Below are 18,110 nucleotides of genomic sequence, written 5' to 3'. Positions count from 1 at the left end.
CGAAACGCGCTTCTTGGCGGAAAGCGTTTCTCGATCTTGCCCACCCAACCATTTGTTACTCGCGAGACTTCGCTATGTCCGCTGCTGATCCATCGCTTGATATTGCCTGGATGCTGATTTGCGCCGCTATGGTCATGTTGATGCAAGGAGGATTCTGCTTGCTGGAAAGCGGCTTGGCCCGGGCCAAGAACAGCTTTAATGTGGCGCTTAAGAATCTGATCGACTTCTGCGTTTCGAGCGTCATCTTTTGGGCGTTTGGATTCGCGCTCATGTTTGGCGCTAGTTATCACGGATTATTCGGTACGACGAATTTTCTCTTAGGGGATACGGCCTCTCCCTGGCTCATGGCCTTCCTCTTCTTTCAATTGGTCTTTTGCGGCACAGCGACGACGATTATCTCAGGCGCCGTCGCCGAACGTATCCGCTTCCAAGGCTACTTGCTGATCAGTCTGTTTGTCTCGGCCATCATCTATCCGCTGTTTGGACATTGGGCCTGGGGCGGCGCGATTGAAGGAACGCCGACCGGATGGCTCGCTCAGCTTGGCTTTATTGACTTCGCCGGTTCGACGGTCGTGCACTCGGTCGGCGGCTGGGTCGCGTTAGCGGCGGTGGTGGTGATTGGTCCCCGAATTGGCCGCTTTGACGGCGGCGAAGACCGGCCGATCTCAGGACACAACCTAACGTTGGCCACATTTGGCGCGCTTGTGCTCTGGTTTGGCTGGTTCGGCTTCAACGGCGGCAGCACGCTCAGCTTGAATAGCGACGTTCCCAAAATCCTGGTGAACACGAATCTCGCCGGCTCTATGGGCGCTCTCGCTTGCTTGGCCCTCTCGAAATGGATCAACAAGCGTCCCGATGTCGGTCAAGTGATGAACGGGGCCATCGCCGGCCTGGTCGGCGTGACCGCGTCTTGCCATATCTTGGCGCCTTGGGCGGCGGCGCTGGTCGGAGCCGGTTCCGGCTTGATCTGCAGCGGCGTCACTTACTTGTTGCCCAAAATGAAAATTGACGACGTCATCGGCGCCGTTCCTGCTCATGCTTGTGCCGGCTGTTTTGGCACGATCGCCCTGGCGCTGTTGGCCGACCCGGTTCACTTCGGCGAAGGAGTGACGCGTTGGCAACAGCTTGGCGTGCAACTGCTGGGCGTCGGAACTTGCTTCGTGTGGGCGTTTGGCGGCGGCTATGTCTTTATCTCGCTCGCCAATTTGGTGATGCCGTTCCGCGTTCCTCGCGAGCATGAACTGAAGGGACTAAACATCTCGGAGCATGGAGCGAGCACCGAACTGATCGACCTGCTGACCGACATGCAGCGACAACGCAACTTGGGCGACTTCTCTGAAGACGTGCATGTTGAACCGCACACCGAAGTTGGCCAGATCGCCGCTGAATACAATCGCGTGCTGGCCAAAGTAAACAGCGAGATGAAACAGCGCAGCGAAGCCGAACGACGCTTCCGCGAGATCTTTGAAAACGCCGTCGAAGGGATCTATCAAACGACGCCGGAAGGATTCTTTGTGACCGCCAATCCGGCGCTTGCGCGGATACTGGGTTATAACGATCTCGCTTCACTTCGCGATGACATTCAAAACGTCGCGACGGACGTTTACGTCAATCAGGATCGACGTGATGAATTCGTCGATGAAATCCATCAAAACGGCGTCATCTTCAACTTTGAGTCAGAGATTCGTCGCGGCGACGGTACGTTCGCCTGGATCTCCGAAAACGCGTCGGCACGCCGCAATCACAACGGAGACGTGCTGTACTACGAAGGGACCGTCGAAGACATTACAGAACATCGCAAAGCGCTGCAACTGACGGATGAAATCAAAGCGGCCGAAGCGGCCAACGAGGCGAAAAGCACATTCCTGGCCAGCATGAGCCACGAAATCCGCACTCCGCTGAACGGCGTAATCGGCTTTCTCGATCTGTTGCACACGACCAAATTGGATGATCAGCAAGGGCGATTTGTCGAACTCGCCAAGTCGTCGGCCAGCTCTCTACTCCACCTGATTAATGACATTCTGGATCTCTCGAAGATCGAAGCCGGCGGTATTGAACTAGAGCAGACGGAGTTCTTGCTCACCGACCTGGTCGAGTCCGTCCCTGAAATGTTCGCGCCGCAGTGTCGCATGACCGGGCTAGAACTGAACAGCAGTGTCGCGACCGACGTTCCGCAGGCGGCGATCGGCGACTGCGAACGCATTCGTCAAGTGTTGGTGAACCTGTTCGCCAATGCGGTGAAGTTCACCGAGACCGGAGGCGTCTATTTGCGTGTCGAACGCGAACGCTCTGTCGCATCGTCGCACGACGCGAACGCTCGCATCCGCTTTTCGGTTGAAGATACCGGCATCGGCGTTCCCCGCGCCAAACTGCAGCGATTGTTCAAAGCCTTCTCGCAAGTCGACGCGTCGACAACGCGCCGCTATGGCGGCACCGGGCTGGGATTGGCGATCTGCAAACAGTTGGTGGAGTTAATGGGAGGCGAAATCGGCGTCGAAAGCGAAGTTGGCAAAGGTTCGACTTTCTGGTTCACGCTGCCGCTGCAAGCGATCGAACGATCAACCTGCAACCTCATCCCCAACATCCAGGGGCTGCGCGTGTTGGCGGTCGACGACAACCACATGAATCTGCAAGTGATCAAAGAACAATTGCAATCGTGGGGAGTCGATGTTTCTACCGCCGGCAATGGTCGCCGCGCATTGGCGCTGCTGGAGGACGCCGCCAAACGGAACGTTCCCTATCAATTGGCGATTCTGGATCACTTGATGCCCGAACTCGACGGTCTCCGTTTGGCGCATTTGATCCACGAACACGCAATGCTGCATGACACGCAATTGTTGATGCTGACTTCGTATGAACACACGATTCCGCACGCTGAATTGAAAAAGCTGGAGATGGTTTGCTTGCCGAAACCGGTTCGGCAAACCCGGTTGCTTGACGCGCTGGTCGCGCTAACCGGCGAGCGTTCACCGCGGCAGATGATGGACGAAGTCGAAAACCTGCAGCCGATCCTAGAGCGAACTCCGCTGGAAGGCGCAATCCTGGTTGTCGACGACAACGAAATCAATCGTATCGTCGCCAAAGAAATCCTCCAGTCCGAAGGGTTCCAGGTTACGCTCGCCGAAAATGGACGCCAGGCGGTCGAAAAGATTCAAAGCGGACAGTTCGATCTGGTGCTGATGGACTGCGAGATGCCGGAAATGGATGGCTTCGCTGCGACACGCATGATTCGTAATCTCGCCGCTAATGGACATCCCCAACTAGAGAAGTTGCCAATCGTGGCGCTGACCGCTCAAGCGGTCCGCGGCGACAAAGAACGCTGCCTGGCCGCCGGCATGAACGGTTACGTGATGAAGCCGGTCAATCGAAGCGAACTGATCGATACGATCGTCGACTGCCTGGCTCGCAAGGACTCGGTCGCCGCTGAACTGGATCGGATGAGTCTGGCAGAGGAAACCGAGCACTTGGCAGAATTCATCATCGATGCTACCGAAGTCGAAAGCTCAATCGACATGGACGATTTGATGGCGCGTTGCGGTGACAATGACGATTTGGCCCGCATGATTTTGAATAAGTTTCGAGATCGATCGATGCAAGACGCCGCCGCATTAGCGGAAGAAGTCGCCGCCGGTCGAGCCGACACGGTCGCCCAACTGGCGCATTCGCTCAAAGGCATGGCCGCGAATATCTCGGCCAAACAAGTCGCGGCGGCGGCCGATCTGTTAGAACAAGCCGCCAAAGCCAGCCAAACAGAAGAACTTGCCGATCTCTTTTCAAGCGTCGTCGCACGCTTGGAAACATGCGAATCGGCGATCGATCGCCTCCTTGCCGGGACGGAAATCGGAGAACGTTGAATATGACGTCTATTGAACCTGCCGCGGATATTTTGATTGTCGACGACGATGATATCTCGCTCGATCTATTGCGATATGCGCTGGAAGCACACAATTTTCGCGTCTGGTCCGCCAGTAACGGCGCCGAAGCGTTGCGCGTGCTCGAAGCGCAGAATATCAACCTGGTCGTCACCGACTGGGAAATGCCGCAAGTGAATGGGCTCGAATTCTGTCGCGAAGTTCGCCGCCGGCAGTCTGATCACTACATTTATGTCATCCTGCTGACCAGTCATGGCGCACGCGACGAGATCGTCGAAGGCATGGCCGCCGGCGCCGACGACTTTATCGTCAAACCGTTTAACCCGCCGGAACTGCTGGCCCGGATTAACGCCGGCCGGCGCGTGCTGGCTCTCGAAACGCGCGACCTGGTTATCTTCGCGTTGGCCCGACTCGCCGAATCGCGCGATACCGATACTGGTCAACATCTCGAACGCGTTCGACTTTACGCGCGACGTCTCGCGGAAGAGTTGGCCGCGTCGTCCGCTTTTCCCGAAGAGATTGACGCCGAATTTATTCGCCTGGTTTTCCAGACCAGCCCGCTGCATGATATCGGCAAGGTCGGCATTCCCGACGCGGTGCTGCTAAAGCCAGGCAAACTGACCGCCGAAGAATTCGAGATCATGAAACGACACACGATTATCGGCGCCGAAACCTTGGACGCCGCGCTCTGTCAGTTTCCGCATGCGCGTTTCTTACAAGTGGCTCGCGACATTGCGATTGGGCACCATGAAAAATGGAACGGACTCGGCTATCCGTACGCGCTGATGGGCCAGCAGATTCCGCTGGCGGCTCGCATCGTGGCCATTGCTGACGTCTATGACGCTTTGACAACGCGCCGCGTCTACAAAGACGCGATCCCGCACGCCGAAGCCGAAACGATGATCGTCGCCGAAGCAGGCGAGCATTTCGACCCGCTCATCGTCGCCGCTTTCCAGCGCTGCTGCCACGAATTTGTCCGAATTTCACAGCGTTACGCCAATTTGCACGAACCGGCGGTTTGCACCGTGTAACGAAACGACCTTCTACAGCGCGAATGCGCAGGTTGCATCATCCGGCCTACCTGACTTGGCCGTTCCCGTCGTAGGGTTTGGGAAGCCCATTTAGGGAGAAATGATGCGTCACCGCTCGGGTGACCGATACAACCTGGAAGCTAAACGTGCGTCCACAGCGGCGTTGGTTCGGTACTTTCCGTAACCGCTGTTCGGCAGGTTTATGGGGAGGATGGCGCCGGTATGATCAACGTCTCGCCGCTAGACTATGTGCCGCTTTGGGCGCTGTTCTTCATCACAATGACGATCGTGTTGGCGGCGGCGGAAGGTGGCTATCGCCTGGGACAACGTCTGGCGCCTTCCAAACCCGAAAAAGAGGCCTCGATCGGCTCGGTCGTGGGCGCGACCGTCGGTTTGCTCGCCTTCATGCTGGCCTTTACCTTTGGCCTGGCGACCTCACGGTTCGACAATCGCCGCGCGTTGTTTCAAGAAGAAGTCAACGCGATCGGCACCGCCTACCTGCGAGCCGACTTGCTGCCGGAAGCCCAGGGCTCCAAGATCCGTCAGTTGCTGCGGGACTATGTCGAAGTTCGCTTAGAAATCCGCAACTCCGCTGAGCAAATCACCGACGCCGTACAACGGTCCGAGAAGTTGCACGTCGAACTTTGGAACCAAGCGATGGTCGCTGCCAGCGCTACGCCGGAGTCGCCGCTGACCGCGCTCTTTGTCACCGCACTAAACGAGGTCATCGATCTCCATTCTAATCGCGTCACAGCCGGCGTTCGCGCACGCATCCCCGGCACGATTTGGTTTGCTCTCTATCTCGTTTCGATCTTATCGATGGCCAGCATGGGGTATCACGCCGGTCTTTCAGGCTCGAGTCGTTCGATCGCAACCCTGGGCATGGTTCTCAGTTTCGTGATTATCATGATGCTGATCGCCGATCTCGATCGCCCCATGGAAGGCGTGCTGCGTGTGAACCATCAGTCGATGGTGGAGTTGCATCAAGCGATCCAGTAGTTCGCGAGGGAGAAAACGGGATGCCCACCGAAAAAGAAAAAATGTTGGCTGGTGAGTTGTATGACGCACTTGATCCAGAATTGACCGCAGCGAGAGCCAGAGCCCAAGATTTTTGTGACGACTTCAACGCAACGCGCCAACGTCAGCAAGCGGAACGTCAAGAGATTTTGCAGCAGTTACTCGGCGGCGGAGGAGATTCGGCCTCGATCCAGCCGCCGTTTTATTGCGACTATGGGACCAACATTTTTCTCGGCGAGCGCGTCTATTTCAATTTCAACTGCGTCGTGCTCGATGTATGCGAAGTCCGGATCGGCGACTTCACGTTCTTGGGTCCCGGCGTCCATCTCTACACAGCGACCCATCCGCTAGACGCCCAACTGCGGCGGACGCAAGAATTCGGCAAACCGGTGACGATTGGTTCCGACGTCTGGATCGGCGGCGGAGCGATCGTCTGCCCAGGCGTCAGCATAGGATCGAAAACCGTAATCGGCGCCGGCAGCGTCGTCACCAAATCCATCCCGCCCGGCGTCTTAGCCGCCGGAAACCCCTGCCGCGTCATTCGCGAAATAGCGACATAAGCAAGCCCCCCGCTTTCCGCTTTCTTTCTACTTCGGCGTCGAGAACCGATGAGTCGGCACCGGCCGTCCCGGGCGAAAGTATTGCGTTTGCTGTCGTTCGATCCGCACGCCGAATTGCTTCGCCGCCGCGTCGATCGCGTCGTCAACTTGCTGGCGAAGTTCCTCGGGCGAAATTCCAACCCGCGCGTTGACCACCACGTCGGCTTCCTTCGTCTGGCAATTCGAGGGCAACGATAGGATCGGCGCCGTATCGCTGCTGACCAAGTTGGCGACCCCATAAAAACCTTCCCACAGACCGATTGTCTTTAGGTGGGCAGTTTCGGCGTCGGCGTTGGCCAAGGTCTTTTGCAACGAGTTCATGATCGCCATCAAAAAAGCGTCGAGATCAAACGCTTGCGACGCGGTCGCTTTCAGACTGCTGTTGAGCCAGCCCAACTCCGCTTCCCCTTCGGCATAAACGTCGTAATCAATGTCGAGAATTTTCTTGCCAAACTCTCCTTGTTGATCGATCAGCTCTAACAGCGCGTCAAAGCCGGCGCCGGTTTTGGCCGATGTCCGCAAGATCGGCGTACCGGGAAATTCTTCCGCGATCAAGTTGGCGAGCAGATCGACTTTTTCGGCTTCGAGTTCGTCGATCCGATTGATAATCACAAAATCGGCTTCTTCCAATTGCTTTTTGAAGATGTAGGCCGCCTTGGGAGAGAAGCCGCCGTTATCCTCTCCCTGCAAAATGCGGAGCCCGTGCGACGGTTTCAAAATTACGCCGTAAGGAGCGACGTCAAACTGGGCGTCAAACATGCGAACTAGCGGCTGCACGACGGTCGCGACCAGATCGGTGCAACTGCCGACCGGCTCGGCGATGACGATGTCTGGACGATCTTCCTTGGCCAACTTTTCCACCGTGCCGGTTAGTTCGTTGAAGTTGCAACAGAAGCATGCGCCGGCGACTTCACCCACCCGAAAACCTTGCGAGCGGAGCATCTGCGTGTCGACCAGATCAGTCGCCTGATCGTTGGTGACGATCCCGACATTCAAACCTTGATCGCGATAGTGCTGAGCCAATCGACCGATGGTGGTCGTTTTGCCGGCGCCCAAAAATCCGCCGATCATGACAAAACGAATCAAGCCGGTTTCATGGGGGGAAGTCGACATGCGAGGTGCTCCGAGAAAGTAAATGGTCGAGTGATTGATTTTGAAATTAGTCCGCCGTCGGCGTCGGTTCGATGACATACGGTCGCACCAATTTTTGATAGAGACCGCAGCCAATGATCGAGCCGATAATCGGCGCAACGATATAAACCGTAACCATGCCGATTCCGTTGGGACCAGGAATCGCAGCGCTTCCCCAACCGGCGAAATAAGCGAACAAGCGCGGCCCAAAATCGCGCGCCGGATTAAAACAAGCTTGCGTGAGCGGCGCGATTACGCAAATCAGCACCGCGACGCATAAACCAATAAAGACCGGCGCCAGATTCTTGGGCCCTCCCAGGTTCTCTTTTTCCGTCGTCGCCAACACGACCATCGCCAAGATCGCGGTTCCCACCGCTTCGGCCAAACAGGCCATCGGCTGACTGAAACTTGCCTGCCAAACCGCCAGATCAGCTTCCGTCACGGCCGCATTTCCCAGCTTGCCGGGATTGGGATAGTACTCGCCAAAACACATCGCCGTCACAATGCTGGCCGGTTCTCCTCGTACGATCCCACGCTCGGCTTCCGTCGCGCTGAAATAGGATGCGTTGATCGCAAACAACAACCCCGCCGCCGCAATCGCGCCCACCAATTGCGAGCCAACATAGGGCGCGACGCGCCCTGCCGGAAACAGTCCCCACGTCGACAGCCCGATCGTGATCGCCGGGTTGATATGAGCGCCGCTGATTGGCCCGACCGTATAAATCGCCAGCATGATCGCGACGCCCCAGACGATCCCAACCTGCCAAAGCCCGGCCAAATCACCATGCAATACGGCCGTTTGCACGGCGCCAGTGCCGAAGAAAATCAGCAGAAACGTGCCGATCAATTCGGCCACGCAGCAGATCCACAGGGGGCGGGAAATCATCAATTGACCTTCAACGTTTCGCCACGGGAGAGTAGGGTATCCCCTATTTTAACCGCGCCAGCGCGGCGACTCATCCCTACCAAACGTGCCGAGAGAGGGAACATTCAAACACCCATTTGAACCAAAATCGATACGAATTCAAGATCCGGTCCTGTCTTCAGCGCATTTTGTCCGATCGGCGTGTAATTTCCCCCTACTCCTTTAGCCGCAGATCGCGCCGTGGAAAAGTCACTTCACCGTCAACTGAAAAATCTCTACGCCGGCGCAGACGCCGCGACCGAAGTGCGGTTTGGCCGCTATCGGATTGACGCCGTCGTCGGCGAAGAACTGGTCGAAGTGCAGTGCGCATCACTCTCGGCGATTGGTCCCAAGATCGCGGCGCTGGTCCAGCAGCGGCCTGTTCGTGTCGTCAAGCCGCTGATCCAACGGAAGCGAATCATCAAGCGCGACAGCAGCGGCGGCAAGATCCTCAGCAACCGACTCAGCCCCAAGAAAGGGACCTGGCTCGATCTGTTTGACGAGTTGGTTTATTTCACCAAGGTTTTTCCGCACGCCAATCTCACCTTAGAAGTGCCGCTGATCCATATCGAAGAGCATCGCCTGCCGGGGCACGGACGACGACGCCGCAAGCGTCAAAACGACCATACGGTCGAAGATACGCATTTGGTCGAAGTGATCGAGACCCGTCGCATCAAAACGGCCGATCAGCTCTGGAAGCTTTTGCCCGGCAAGTTGCCCAAAGAATTTGATACCGGCGATCTGGCTCGCATGCTCAGTTGCCAAAGGTGGATCGCCCAGCGAATCGCCTATTGCTTGCGTGAAACAGGCGCCGCCGAGATCATCGGTAAACGAGGCAACGCCGTGCTGTATGCGAAAGTAAAAAAACAGAAGAAATCAAAAGCGGCCTAGTGGCGTCGATTTGTCCCCCAAGATTTTCCTTCCCGCAGCGAATCGACTAAGATCAGGCATCTTGCTTCGTAGCCTAGCGCGCTATTTGGTGAAAGAGAAGATATGGATCACGGCCAAGCTACGGATGAAGAGCGGAAGACACGGTCGGAATCAAAGTCGAAAATCGTCACACTAGTGTTCTGTCAAACCGCTATTTTCGGCTTCCCCGAAATCAGCCGCACGGCGTTAGCCGCGGTTTCTGTTACCAATTGTCTTTCGCAAATGAGTTCCCATCAGAAACCGGTGCTAACGCACTACGGCTAATAAAATCATGGCGCCTGAAAATTGTCGCGTGACAGAACACGAGCCCGTTGCGCCAGCGAGGGAATACGGTTCGCTACTTCAAGCCGTGCTCGCATATCCAGCCCTATTCCCTCGCTGGCGCAGCGGGCTCGTGTCCAATCGGTTCGAAATAGCGCAACTTCAACATTCGCGAGAGACGAAGAGAACGGACTTTCGGCTGCTCCAATTTCCCCGCGATAAACGCAACTGCAAAAATTTTGTCCTCGGTCCACCATGGCGACAGTTCAACGCATCTTGAAACTTGGCCTGACGTTGGCGTTTGTCGTCGGCGTTGTGATGTTTAGTCTGGCCAAACGAGAGCAGCAGCCGATCAAAGCCGAGTACGATCGGCTGACCGCCAAGTTTGGCGAAATGCCGGCGATCTCGCCCGATCGCTATCAGGTGCTGCGCTTGCCGACCAACGAACCGGGGGACTTGATGTGGCGATTTCGTCGACCCGAGAATACGGGGATTCGCATCGAAGATTACATCGCTTTCGGCGGCGGCTCTTGTGGTGGAAGTTTGTATTCCAATGATAACAGCCGCGACGCTTCGATCGTTCGCTTTCACATCGATTTTGACCGTCCGCAAATGCGTTGTTTCTTCAAGTTTGACGGAAGTGCATCGACTTGCGGCTCGGGAGATCGAAAAACGGCTGATGCGTTTCGTGAACATTGGGACGAACTGAAAGTAGAAACCGTTTCATCCAACCATGCCGTCGACTTCTCCCAAGATGAGATTCTGGAACTGGTTCGGATTACGGCGCCCGAGAAGTTTTCGGACGGAACCCAAGTGCGCTCCGGTAAAGATGGTCTCTGCCTGCTGGTCCGCGTCGGCACGCAAGCCGCATTTGATCAGGAAAAAGCAGCCGCCGAGAAGCAGCGATGACCACGGACCCAATCTTCGAAACCCCCACGACCGGCTTAGAGCCGCCGCGACCTTCGCTCTGGCGATTCAGTCTCTATACCGTGATGTCGGCCACCGCCGTCTTCGCCGTGTGGGTCGCCTACTTTGTCACGCTGGAAGAAACGGAGCGGATGCAGTTGCAACTGCCGGGGCTGCGTGAAGTGGCCCGCGAACTGCAGATCGACGATCCCCAGCAGTTCGCCGTCGTTCGTCATCATGAGTTATCCAACGACGACTTCCGCTGGCGCATTTATCTGCCGCCGGACGAAAAATATCAACTCTTCCTGGCGACCAAGAATGTGGACCAAAACTACGTTCCGCAGAAACCGAAACCAGGCCCATCGATCGCAACGCCGATCGAACCCGGCGAACATGAAATGTCGCTCAGGTACGAAAAGCAGGCGGAAGGCTGGATCATCCAGGTCAGCGTCGACGACCAGATTGTCTTAGAAGAGTTGCAACCGCCAGAGTGGAACCGGGGAATCGGCAGTACCGGCGGAAGTAATTTCCAAGGGAGTCGACAGCAATCGACCGACGAGCCGCTAGAACTGTTTGACCAAGTTTTTTCGGTTCCACATCCGGAGAAACCAAACTCTTCGAGCCCGCGCGATTCAGAGACGGGGGCGCGGCTGTGGATTGAGAAGATGGAACCATGAGGCTACTAAGAAAATCTGCAGTACGCCGGTCTCTGGATCGGCTGAAACCGATCGAACGATGAACAGTCAGAGCCGAGCGCGCCAAAGATTGTCTCTTGACGAAGCGCACGGACTTCAGGTCGATTGGAAGCCGGGGTTTCAGATGTAAAAATGGATCGCCGCCAACTTGCGGTTGCGCTAGAGATGCGCGCCAATGGTCCGATATTTGGCAGCGCGGTTCGCAAGTTTGTCCGGTCCCGTCCGCCGGACAAAAAAACAAAGCAGTCCGGTCCAACCTTTCAGGCGGAAAACAATGGGGTCCGGTCCAAACGTGAAGCGGCTTCGTCATTTAGGCCTTTGATCATTCATTCGACATTCAAATTTCGACATTGCCCCAGCCCAGGACTGGTGGACGCTGAAGGTAGACTTTTTTACGCGGCCAAGTTCGTAGCGTGCCGGGCCTCGAACTGATTGGGCGTTAGGTAACCTAGCGTTTGGTGGATTCGCTCGCTGTTGTAGAACGTTTCAATGTAGCGGAAGACGCTGAGTCTGGCCTCTTCGATGTTGGAGAATTCTTCGAACTTCGTCCGCTCGTGCTTGAGCGACCAGAAGAATCGCTCCATCACCGCATTGTCATAGCAGCAGCCGGTGCGGCTCATTGAGCAAGTGATTCCCAGCGTCTTCAGCGTTCGCTGATACTCGTCGCTGGTGTACTGACAGCCGCGATCGCTGTGATGCAGCAACTGCTTCGTGTCGGGCCGCCGCGACTCGATCGCGTTGCGCAGCGCGTTGCTGACCAACGTCGTCGCCAGGCTTGTCGACAACTCCCAGCCGACCACTTTGCGACTAAATAAATCCAACACCACCGCCAGGTAAACCCAGCCGGATGCGGTTGGCAGATACGTAATATCGGTCACCCATTTTTGATTCGGGGCATCAGCCGCGAACTGTTGATCGAGGAGATTGGCGGCCGGACGCTTCGTGGGATCGGCCTTGGTCGTTGTCGGGTTGAAACGGCTGAAAACCTTGCTTTTCAGGCCTAAATCACGCATCGCTTTAGCGACGGTGTTGCGACAGGGCGATTCCATCTCGTCGCTCGCCTGCAGCTTTTTCGCAATCTTTTCGCTGCCGTAAATTTGATCCGACTGCTCGAAAACGTGTTTCACCGCTTGATGAATTTTCGCGGTCCGCAGCGCCCGGGGACCAGGCTGCGCACGGAGCGAGCGATAAAACCCGCTCTTGCTGACCTGCAGCACGCAGCACATGGTCTCGACCGGAAAGGAGTCACGATGTTGAGCGATCCAGGCGAATTTCACTGCGACTCCTTCGCAAAATACGCCGTCGCTTTTTTTAAGATTTCTCGCTCAAGTTCCGCTTGCTGCAGTTCCTTGCGCAGCCGCTTGTTCTCGGCTCGCAAATCTTCGAGCGAAGCGTCATCGCCGCACGGTTTCGGCTTCGGGGCGAGCTGCTTGTGCCATCGCCGCAGGCTCCGTTCCAGCACATTAACCGCGTCGGCCGCCGCCGAAAACGAGTAACCTTGCTTGACGACCAAGTCGACCGAGTCCTGCTTAAACTGTTGAGAGTACTTCCGTGGCATCCGATTCGATTCCTGAGACATGCAGACCTCCTGAAGGGATTTTCCAAAAATCCTTCAGCGTCCACCAGTCCTGGGCTGGGGCAACATGCGTCATTTTCCAAACGTCCGGCCCACGATGATCGACTATTTTTTCCGCTGGTAATCGGCCGGCGTCATACCGGTCTTGAATTTGCCAAAGCCAAAGAAGCTCGGCTCGTAGTCGCCGACCAGTTCGACGTTGGCTTGGCCGTCGATCTTGTCGGTCAGACCCGTGAAGTAATAAGTTCCGTTCACCAGCAGACGACGATAATCTTCACACAAAAAGTCCGGCGCCGAACCGAACGTTGTGCAAAGCGACGGCGTGGTCACGCCGTTTTCGCCTTGGTATTTGTTGAGCCAAATGATCGGCATCATCGGATCGTTGCGATTGTCGGTGACCGGAGCGTCGTCTGGCTTCATTCCGGTCAAGATCTGGCCACGCACTAAGACTTCGGCGTTGGCCGGAAGTTTTTCGACGCCGTAGACGTCGGTCGGACCCCAGATGTCGGTGACGCCGCGCAAGATCGGGTGATCTTTCATGTCAGGATTGATCACGCCGCGGGTGCTCTCGCTGCCGTGGTGACCATGATGGCTGAACCAGGTTTCGCCGAGGACCTGCCGACCAAATCCGCCGGACCATGCAGCGTCTTCGTTGTTCCAACTATATTTTGCGTAAGGCGAGTCCTTGGGAAAGTTGAATGCGTGGGTCGACGTGCGAATCGCGATGATCGGTTTGCCGGAATGGAGATAGGCGAGGAACGGCTCCATCTGATCGGCCGGCAAGTTGCGGAACCGGGTCAGCATGATCAACAGGTCAGCGTCGGCCAGAACCGACGTGCCGGGGATATTCGTTTGATGCGATGGGACGATCTCCCCTGACTTGGGATCGATCGGAAACAGCACCGTGCACTTAAAACCATGCCGCTCGGACAAGATCTGTCCCAACTGCGGCAACATTTCTTCGGAACGATATTCGTCATCGCCAGAAATCAGGACGACATGCTTACCGGCGCCGGGTCCTTCGCCGCCGGGATACACGACCCACGGGTCAGCCGCCTGCGAAAAAGAAGTGAACGAAGTAGTGGCGAGGGCGAAAAGCGCCAGCGAGAAAATTCGCATGGGTGGGTCCTAGGCGGGAGAAAGGGGGTTCAACCGATCGCTTTCCGTTATAAACCAAACTTTGTCGCGGTGCGAGAACTTGCCTTGTAATCGGGTTATAATAGCCGCAAACCCCATCCCCATTACCTTCCCCTGGTTTCCCTCCATGTTACATCGATTCTCTTTATTCATGCTGTTGGGCGCTGTTGGATTTGCTACGACCGCCGCGGCGGAGTCGCCGCGCGTGCTGGATGATCGGATGCAGTTAGAAATGATCGCCGAGAGCCCGGCGATTGTGACCCCGATCGGCGTCGCGTTTGACGCCCAGGGACGGCTGCTGGTGATCGAATCGCAAACGCATCATCGCAAAGAAGATTATGTAGGCCCCGAAAAAGATCGCATCCGCGCCTTTGTTGATAGTGATGGCGACGGCAAGAGAGACGCGTGGAGCACCTTCTATGAAGGGACGACCTTCACGATGAGCCTGGCGACGGCGGCCGATGGTTCGATTTATGTCGCGACGCGGATGGAAATCTTTCGCCTTCGCGACACCAACGACGACGGCGTCGCCGATGAGAAAACGCCGATCGCGCATCTCGAAACCAAGGGCAACTATCCGCACAACGGCCTGGCCGGTCTGACGTTCGCACCCGATGGAACGTTGATCTTTGGCATGGGCGAAAACCTGGGGGAGCCGTTCGCGCTGGTCGCGGCGGATGGAACGCAAATCACCGGCGGCGGAGAAGGGGGCTGCGTCTATCAATGCGAAGCGGACGGATCGAAGCTGCGGAAGATCGCCACCGGCGTTTGGAATCCCTTTGGCATGTGCTATGACCCCGAGGATCGACTCTTCTGCGTCGACAACGATCCCGATGGCCGCCCGCCGTGCCGGTTGTTGGAAATCGTCCCCACCGGCGACTACGGCTATCAATTTCGTTACGGCCGCTCCGGCGTTCATCCGCTGCAAGCTTGGGATGCGGAACTGCCAGGTACGCTGCCGATGGCGGCCGGAACCGGCGAAGCTCCTTGTGCGGTGCTCTACGATCATGGTTCGCTATTGGTCACCAGTTGGGGCGATCATCGGATCGAACGTTACGCCCTTGAACCTAGCGGCGCGACGGTACGTGGGCGCATGTCGCCGGTGGTCGTTGGTGACGAAAACTTCCGTCCGACCGGCATGGTTGAAGGCCCCGACGGCGCCTACTACTTCGCCGATTGGGTCGATCGCAGTTATCCGGTTCACGGCCAAGGTCGCCTTTGGAAACTCTCTTGGAAAAATGGCCCGCCGAAAGATGTTCGCCTAGCGCTCTCCAACGCCGAACAGGAAGCTCGCAAGTTGGCCAGGAAGTTTGATTTCAAGGCGCTCGACTCGAAAGATCTCTTTCTCCGCCAAGCGGCGATCGCCGGGCTGACCCAACAGCCAGGGCGATTACTGGCGGTCGATTGGGATACGCTGCCGACCGGCGAGCAACGGCTCGGCGTGTTGCAAGCGCTCCGTTGGATCGGCGCGACGCCGGATGAAGCGCATCTCGATGAAGCGCTGGCCGATGACGATGAAGCGGTCCGTATTGAAGCGGTCCGCTGGATCGCCGACGAGCAGCTGAAGCCGTATGTAGGAGAACTGCAGCAGCAACTCTCCGCCGGAAAACTATCGTCGCGTGCGTTTCCCGTTTATTTGGCGGCGATCGCCTGGTTGCAAAGCGGCAAAGTAGGCGGCAACAGCGAATGGCTGAGCCAAAAGCTGCTCAGCGACGCCGCGACATCCTCCACCGCGTCGCCAGAAACGCGGGCGATGGCGATCCAACTGCTGCCCCCTAATCACGCGTCGCTAACGACCGACAAGTTGACCGAATGGGCGCACCAAGACAATCCAGCGTTGCAGAAAGCGGCGATTCAAACGTTGGCGCTGCGTCATACGCCGGAGGCCAACGATCAACTTGCCAAGTTGGCGGAGGATCGTCAACTTTCTCCCCAGCTGCAAGCCGACGCCATTAGCGGATTGGCGAGCGACCAAGAACGATTTGCTCCGCTGCTGACCAAACTGACCAGCAACGACAATCCGACGATCGCGACCGCGGCGAAGCGCGCCGCTCGCAACAGCGACAAAATTGAAGCGGCCGATCGCCCGCCGCTCGACAATGTCGACGCCTGGCTTTCGCAACTTCCTCAAGAGACAAGCCGCGCCGCCGGTTGGCGAGTCTTCACTTCGGATCGGGCGATGTGCTCCCGCTGTCACACGTTCGATGGCCGCGGAGCCAAAGTGGGGCCTGATCTGACGCATATCGGCGCCCGGACCGATCGTCGCCGAATTTTGCAATCGATCTTGGAACCCAGCCAAGAAATCGCGCCGATGTTTGTCGCCGAGATGTTGCTACTGGATGATGGGCGCGTGTTGAGCGGCTTTCCGTTGCACCAACTTGTCGAAGACAAACGAGAGTTGTTTGTCGACGCGACCGGCAAAACGTTTGAAGTCGATCCCGATTTGATCGTCGAGCGCCGCGCGGCGGAGAAGTCGATCATGCCGGAAGGTTTACCGGGACAATTGACGCTTGACGAAATGGCCGACTTGCTGACGCTACTCTCAGGAGATCAGTAAGCGTTCTTTTTCAACAGCACTACCGAGATCGTCTGCAGCAGAATACGAATGTCGCTCCAGATGCTCCACGTGCGGATGTACTCGTGATCGCATTCGATGCGGCGTTCCATTTTCTCTAGCGTATCGGTTTCACCGCGCCAGCCGCGTACTTGCGCTAGGCCGGTGATGCCGGGTTTGATCTTGTGACGCAGCATATAGCCTTGGATTACTTTGCGGTATTCTTCATTATGAGCGGTCGCATGCGGCCGTGGTCCAACGAGCGACATGTTGCCGTACATCACATTAAACAGTTGCGGCAGTTCGTCCAGAGACGTGCGCCGCATGAAGCTGCCGATGGCGGTCACGCGTTTGTCGTCTTTGGTCGCCTGCGTGACGACTGGTCCATCTTCGCAGACATTCATCGTCCGGAATTTCCAGACGAAAAACTCACGTCCATCTAAACCATAACGGCGCTGGTGAAAGAATACCGGCCCAGGAGACGTTAACTTGATCGCTAGTGCGATCGCCAACATCGGCAAGGCGCACAGCATCAACAACAACGAGCCCAACACTAGGTCGGTCGTCCGCTTCATCAAACCGTCGACCCCATAGAGCGGGTTTTCAAAAACGCTGACCACAGGCAAGCCGCGGATATCGGTCCAGCGCGAATGCAGCAGTTCAAAGACGAAAAAGTCAGGCACAATGTAGACCGACACCGTCGAGTCGCTCAGCTGCGCCAAGACCTTGCGAATGCGATCTTCGGCCCGCATCGGGAAGGTGATGTAAATCCGATCGATGTCGCCGCTGCGAGACCGCTCGATCAAATCGGCAATGTCGCCCACTTGCGTTCCCAGCGAAGCGGGAATCGACGGCAAACGACTTTGTGGACGATCATCAAAAAAACCAACGAAACGCAAACCCAAGTCAGGCGTATCACGAATATTGGCCGCTAACTGGATCCCCAACGGATTGACGCCGACAATCGCAAATCCGCGGTAGTTGAGTCCTCGAGCACGTAACGTTTCTAGCAAGCAGCGAATCGAGACGCGCGTTAACACCATCAGACCCGGCGTCATCCACAGCCAGTACCAAGCGGTCAGCAACGAATAGGAAGCGGCGTGACCAGTGATCAATCCCACGACGATCAACGCTCCTAGGCTCACTCCCCAGGTCACCATGCCGCAGCCGATTTCTCGTTGGGTCGAAACTCCTCGCCAGTTGCGATACATGCCGGTCAGTTCGGCGATCACATAGAACAAGCTAATCGCGACGGCGGCGGCGAATTGATGGGCAAAGCTGAACGTGGAGTTCGACCAATCAACGGCGAGCCACAACCCGACCAATATCGATACGCCATCGACGACGCGATAACATGCGTCGAGCAACGTAGGTTGTTGTCGAATTGGCGATATGTTGCTGGGAGTCATTGCGCTTTGGGTTGTACCGCGCGAAAGATGGAACCCAAAAACATAGGTCACGGCGACTTGCTCGCCCGATAAGTGAATTGAAGTTTTT

At 56.7% G+C, this 18,110-nt stretch carries 14 protein-coding genes; 8 read left to right on the top strand and 6 right to left on the bottom strand.

The window, feature by feature from the left end:
* Positions 1-74: 74 nt before the first annotated feature.
* From amt to M4951_RS08625, 4 genes are all read left to right on the top strand, one after another.
* Positions 75-3,854 carry an ammonium transporter gene (gene amt / locus M4951_RS08640; protein ID WP_262026078.1) on the top strand — a complete coding sequence of 1,260 codons (3,780 nt, stop codon included), beginning with the start codon at positions 75-77 and terminating at the stop codon, positions 3,852-3,854.
* A 2-nt stretch (positions 3,855-3,856) separates the two neighbouring features.
* Positions 3,857-4,903 carry a response regulator gene (locus tag M4951_RS08635; protein WP_262026077.1) on the top strand — a complete coding sequence of 349 codons (1,047 nt, stop codon included), beginning with the start codon at positions 3,857-3,859 and terminating at the stop codon, positions 4,901-4,903.
* A 222-nt stretch (positions 4,904-5,125) separates the two neighbouring features.
* Positions 5,126-5,902: a hypothetical protein gene (locus M4951_RS08630; RefSeq protein WP_262026076.1), complete on the top strand. Its 777-nt coding sequence runs from the start codon at positions 5,126-5,128 to the stop codon at positions 5,900-5,902.
* Between the two features lie 20 nt (positions 5,903-5,922).
* Complete coding sequence (locus M4951_RS08625; protein ID WP_262026075.1) at positions 5,923-6,480, top strand: sugar O-acetyltransferase; 558 nt, start codon at positions 5,923-5,925, stop codon at positions 6,478-6,480.
* Positions 6,481-6,507: 27 nt separating this feature from the next.
* Here the strand turns inward: M4951_RS08625 and M4951_RS08620 are convergent, their stop codons facing one another.
* Both M4951_RS08620 and M4951_RS08615 read right to left on the bottom strand, forming a co-directional pair.
* Positions 6,508-7,632, bottom strand: coding sequence for a GTP-binding protein (locus M4951_RS08620; protein ID WP_262026074.1), 1,125 nt, complete (start codon positions 7,630-7,632; stop codon positions 6,508-6,510).
* A gap of 46 nt (positions 7,633-7,678) precedes the next feature.
* A complete protein-coding gene (locus M4951_RS08615; RefSeq protein WP_262026073.1) occupies positions 7,679-8,536 on the bottom strand; it encodes an MIP/aquaporin family protein in 858 nt (285 codons plus the stop codon).
* Positions 8,537-8,755: 219 nt separating this feature from the next.
* Between M4951_RS08615 and M4951_RS08610 the strand changes: the two genes are divergently transcribed.
* From M4951_RS08610 to M4951_RS08600, 3 genes are all read left to right on the top strand, one after another.
* Positions 8,756-9,445, top strand: coding sequence for a hypothetical protein (locus tag M4951_RS08610; protein ID WP_262026072.1), 690 nt, complete (start codon positions 8,756-8,758; stop codon positions 9,443-9,445).
* A 555-nt stretch (positions 9,446-10,000) separates the two neighbouring features.
* Positions 10,001-10,654 carry a hypothetical protein gene (locus M4951_RS08605; protein ID WP_262026071.1) on the top strand — a complete coding sequence of 218 codons (654 nt, stop codon included), beginning with the start codon at positions 10,001-10,003 and terminating at the stop codon, positions 10,652-10,654.
* Positions 10,651-11,328: a hypothetical protein gene (locus tag M4951_RS08600; RefSeq protein ID WP_262026070.1), complete on the top strand. Its 678-nt coding sequence runs from the start codon at positions 10,651-10,653 to the stop codon at positions 11,326-11,328. The genes M4951_RS08605 and M4951_RS08600 overlap by 4 nt, the downstream gene beginning before the upstream one ends.
* A gap of 410 nt (positions 11,329-11,738) precedes the next feature.
* On the opposite strand, the gene M4951_RS08595 is transcribed toward M4951_RS08600, so the two are convergent.
* The 3 genes from M4951_RS08595 to M4951_RS08585 form a co-directional block, all read right to left on the bottom strand.
* Complete coding sequence (locus tag M4951_RS08595; protein ID WP_262026069.1) at positions 11,739-12,623, bottom strand: IS3 family transposase; 885 nt, start codon at positions 12,621-12,623, stop codon at positions 11,739-11,741.
* On the bottom strand, positions 12,620-12,925 hold the full coding sequence (locus M4951_RS08590) for a transposase (RefSeq protein ID WP_262023713.1): 306 nt from the start codon (positions 12,923-12,925) through the stop codon (positions 12,620-12,622). The genes M4951_RS08595 and M4951_RS08590 overlap by 4 nt, the downstream gene beginning before the upstream one ends.
* A 102-nt stretch (positions 12,926-13,027) precedes the next feature.
* Positions 13,028-14,041 carry a ThuA domain-containing protein gene (locus M4951_RS08585; protein WP_262026068.1) on the bottom strand — a complete coding sequence of 338 codons (1,014 nt, stop codon included), beginning with the start codon at positions 14,039-14,041 and terminating at the stop codon, positions 13,028-13,030.
* A gap of 145 nt (positions 14,042-14,186) precedes the next feature.
* Between M4951_RS08585 and M4951_RS08580 the strand changes: the two genes are divergently transcribed.
* Positions 14,187-16,616 carry a PVC-type heme-binding CxxCH protein gene (locus M4951_RS08580; protein WP_262026067.1) on the top strand — a complete coding sequence of 810 codons (2,430 nt, stop codon included), beginning with the start codon at positions 14,187-14,189 and terminating at the stop codon, positions 16,614-16,616.
* Here M4951_RS08580 and M4951_RS08575 read toward each other — a convergent pair.
* Positions 16,610-18,022: an undecaprenyl-phosphate glucose phosphotransferase gene (locus M4951_RS08575; protein ID WP_262026066.1), complete on the bottom strand. Its 1,413-nt coding sequence runs from the start codon at positions 18,020-18,022 to the stop codon at positions 16,610-16,612. The genes M4951_RS08580 and M4951_RS08575 overlap by 7 nt on opposite strands.
* Positions 18,023-18,110: the final 88 nt, after the last annotated feature.

It is taken from the genome of Blastopirellula sp. J2-11 (genome assembly GCF_024584705.1).
Classification (GTDB): Bacteria; Planctomycetota; Planctomycetia; order Pirellulales; family Pirellulaceae; genus Blastopirellula.
Note: the sequence above shows the minus strand (reverse complement) of the source record. Positions and strands in the feature narration are given on the sequence as shown.

What these genes read in the sequence shown, in the direction of transcription:
- amt (WP_262026078.1), top strand. Translation starts at nt 75, where the DNA reads ATGTCCGCTGCTGATCCATCGCTTGATATTGCCTGGATGCTGATTTGC.
- M4951_RS08635 (WP_262026077.1), top strand. Translation starts at nt 3,857, where the DNA reads ATGACGTCTATTGAACCTGCCGCGGATATTTTGATTGTCGACGACGAT.
- M4951_RS08630 (WP_262026076.1), top strand. Translation starts at nt 5,126, where the DNA reads ATGATCAACGTCTCGCCGCTAGACTATGTGCCGCTTTGGGCGCTGTTC.
- M4951_RS08625 (WP_262026075.1), top strand. Translation starts at nt 5,923, where the DNA reads ATGCCCACCGAAAAAGAAAAAATGTTGGCTGGTGAGTTGTATGACGCA.
- M4951_RS08620 (WP_262026074.1), bottom strand. Translation starts at nt 7,632, where the DNA reads ATGTCGACTTCCCCCCATGAAACCGGCTTGATTCGTTTTGTCATGATC.
- M4951_RS08615 (WP_262026073.1), bottom strand. Translation starts at nt 8,536, where the DNA reads ATGATTTCCCGCCCCCTGTGGATCTGCTGCGTGGCCGAATTGATCGGC.
- M4951_RS08605 (WP_262026071.1), top strand. Translation starts at nt 10,001, where the DNA reads ATGGCGACAGTTCAACGCATCTTGAAACTTGGCCTGACGTTGGCGTTT.
- M4951_RS08600 (WP_262026070.1), top strand. Translation starts at nt 10,651, where the DNA reads ATGACCACGGACCCAATCTTCGAAACCCCCACGACCGGCTTAGAGCCG.
- M4951_RS08590 (WP_262023713.1), bottom strand. Translation starts at nt 12,925, where the DNA reads ATGTCTCAGGAATCGAATCGGATGCCACGGAAGTACTCTCAACAGTTT.
- M4951_RS08585 (WP_262026068.1), bottom strand. Translation starts at nt 14,041, where the DNA reads ATGCGAATTTTCTCGCTGGCGCTTTTCGCCCTCGCCACTACTTCGTTC.
- M4951_RS08580 (WP_262026067.1), top strand. Translation starts at nt 14,187, where the DNA reads ATGTTACATCGATTCTCTTTATTCATGCTGTTGGGCGCTGTTGGATTT.
- M4951_RS08575 (WP_262026066.1), bottom strand. Translation starts at nt 18,022, where the DNA reads ATGACTCCCAGCAACATATCGCCAATTCGACAACAACCTACGTTGCTC.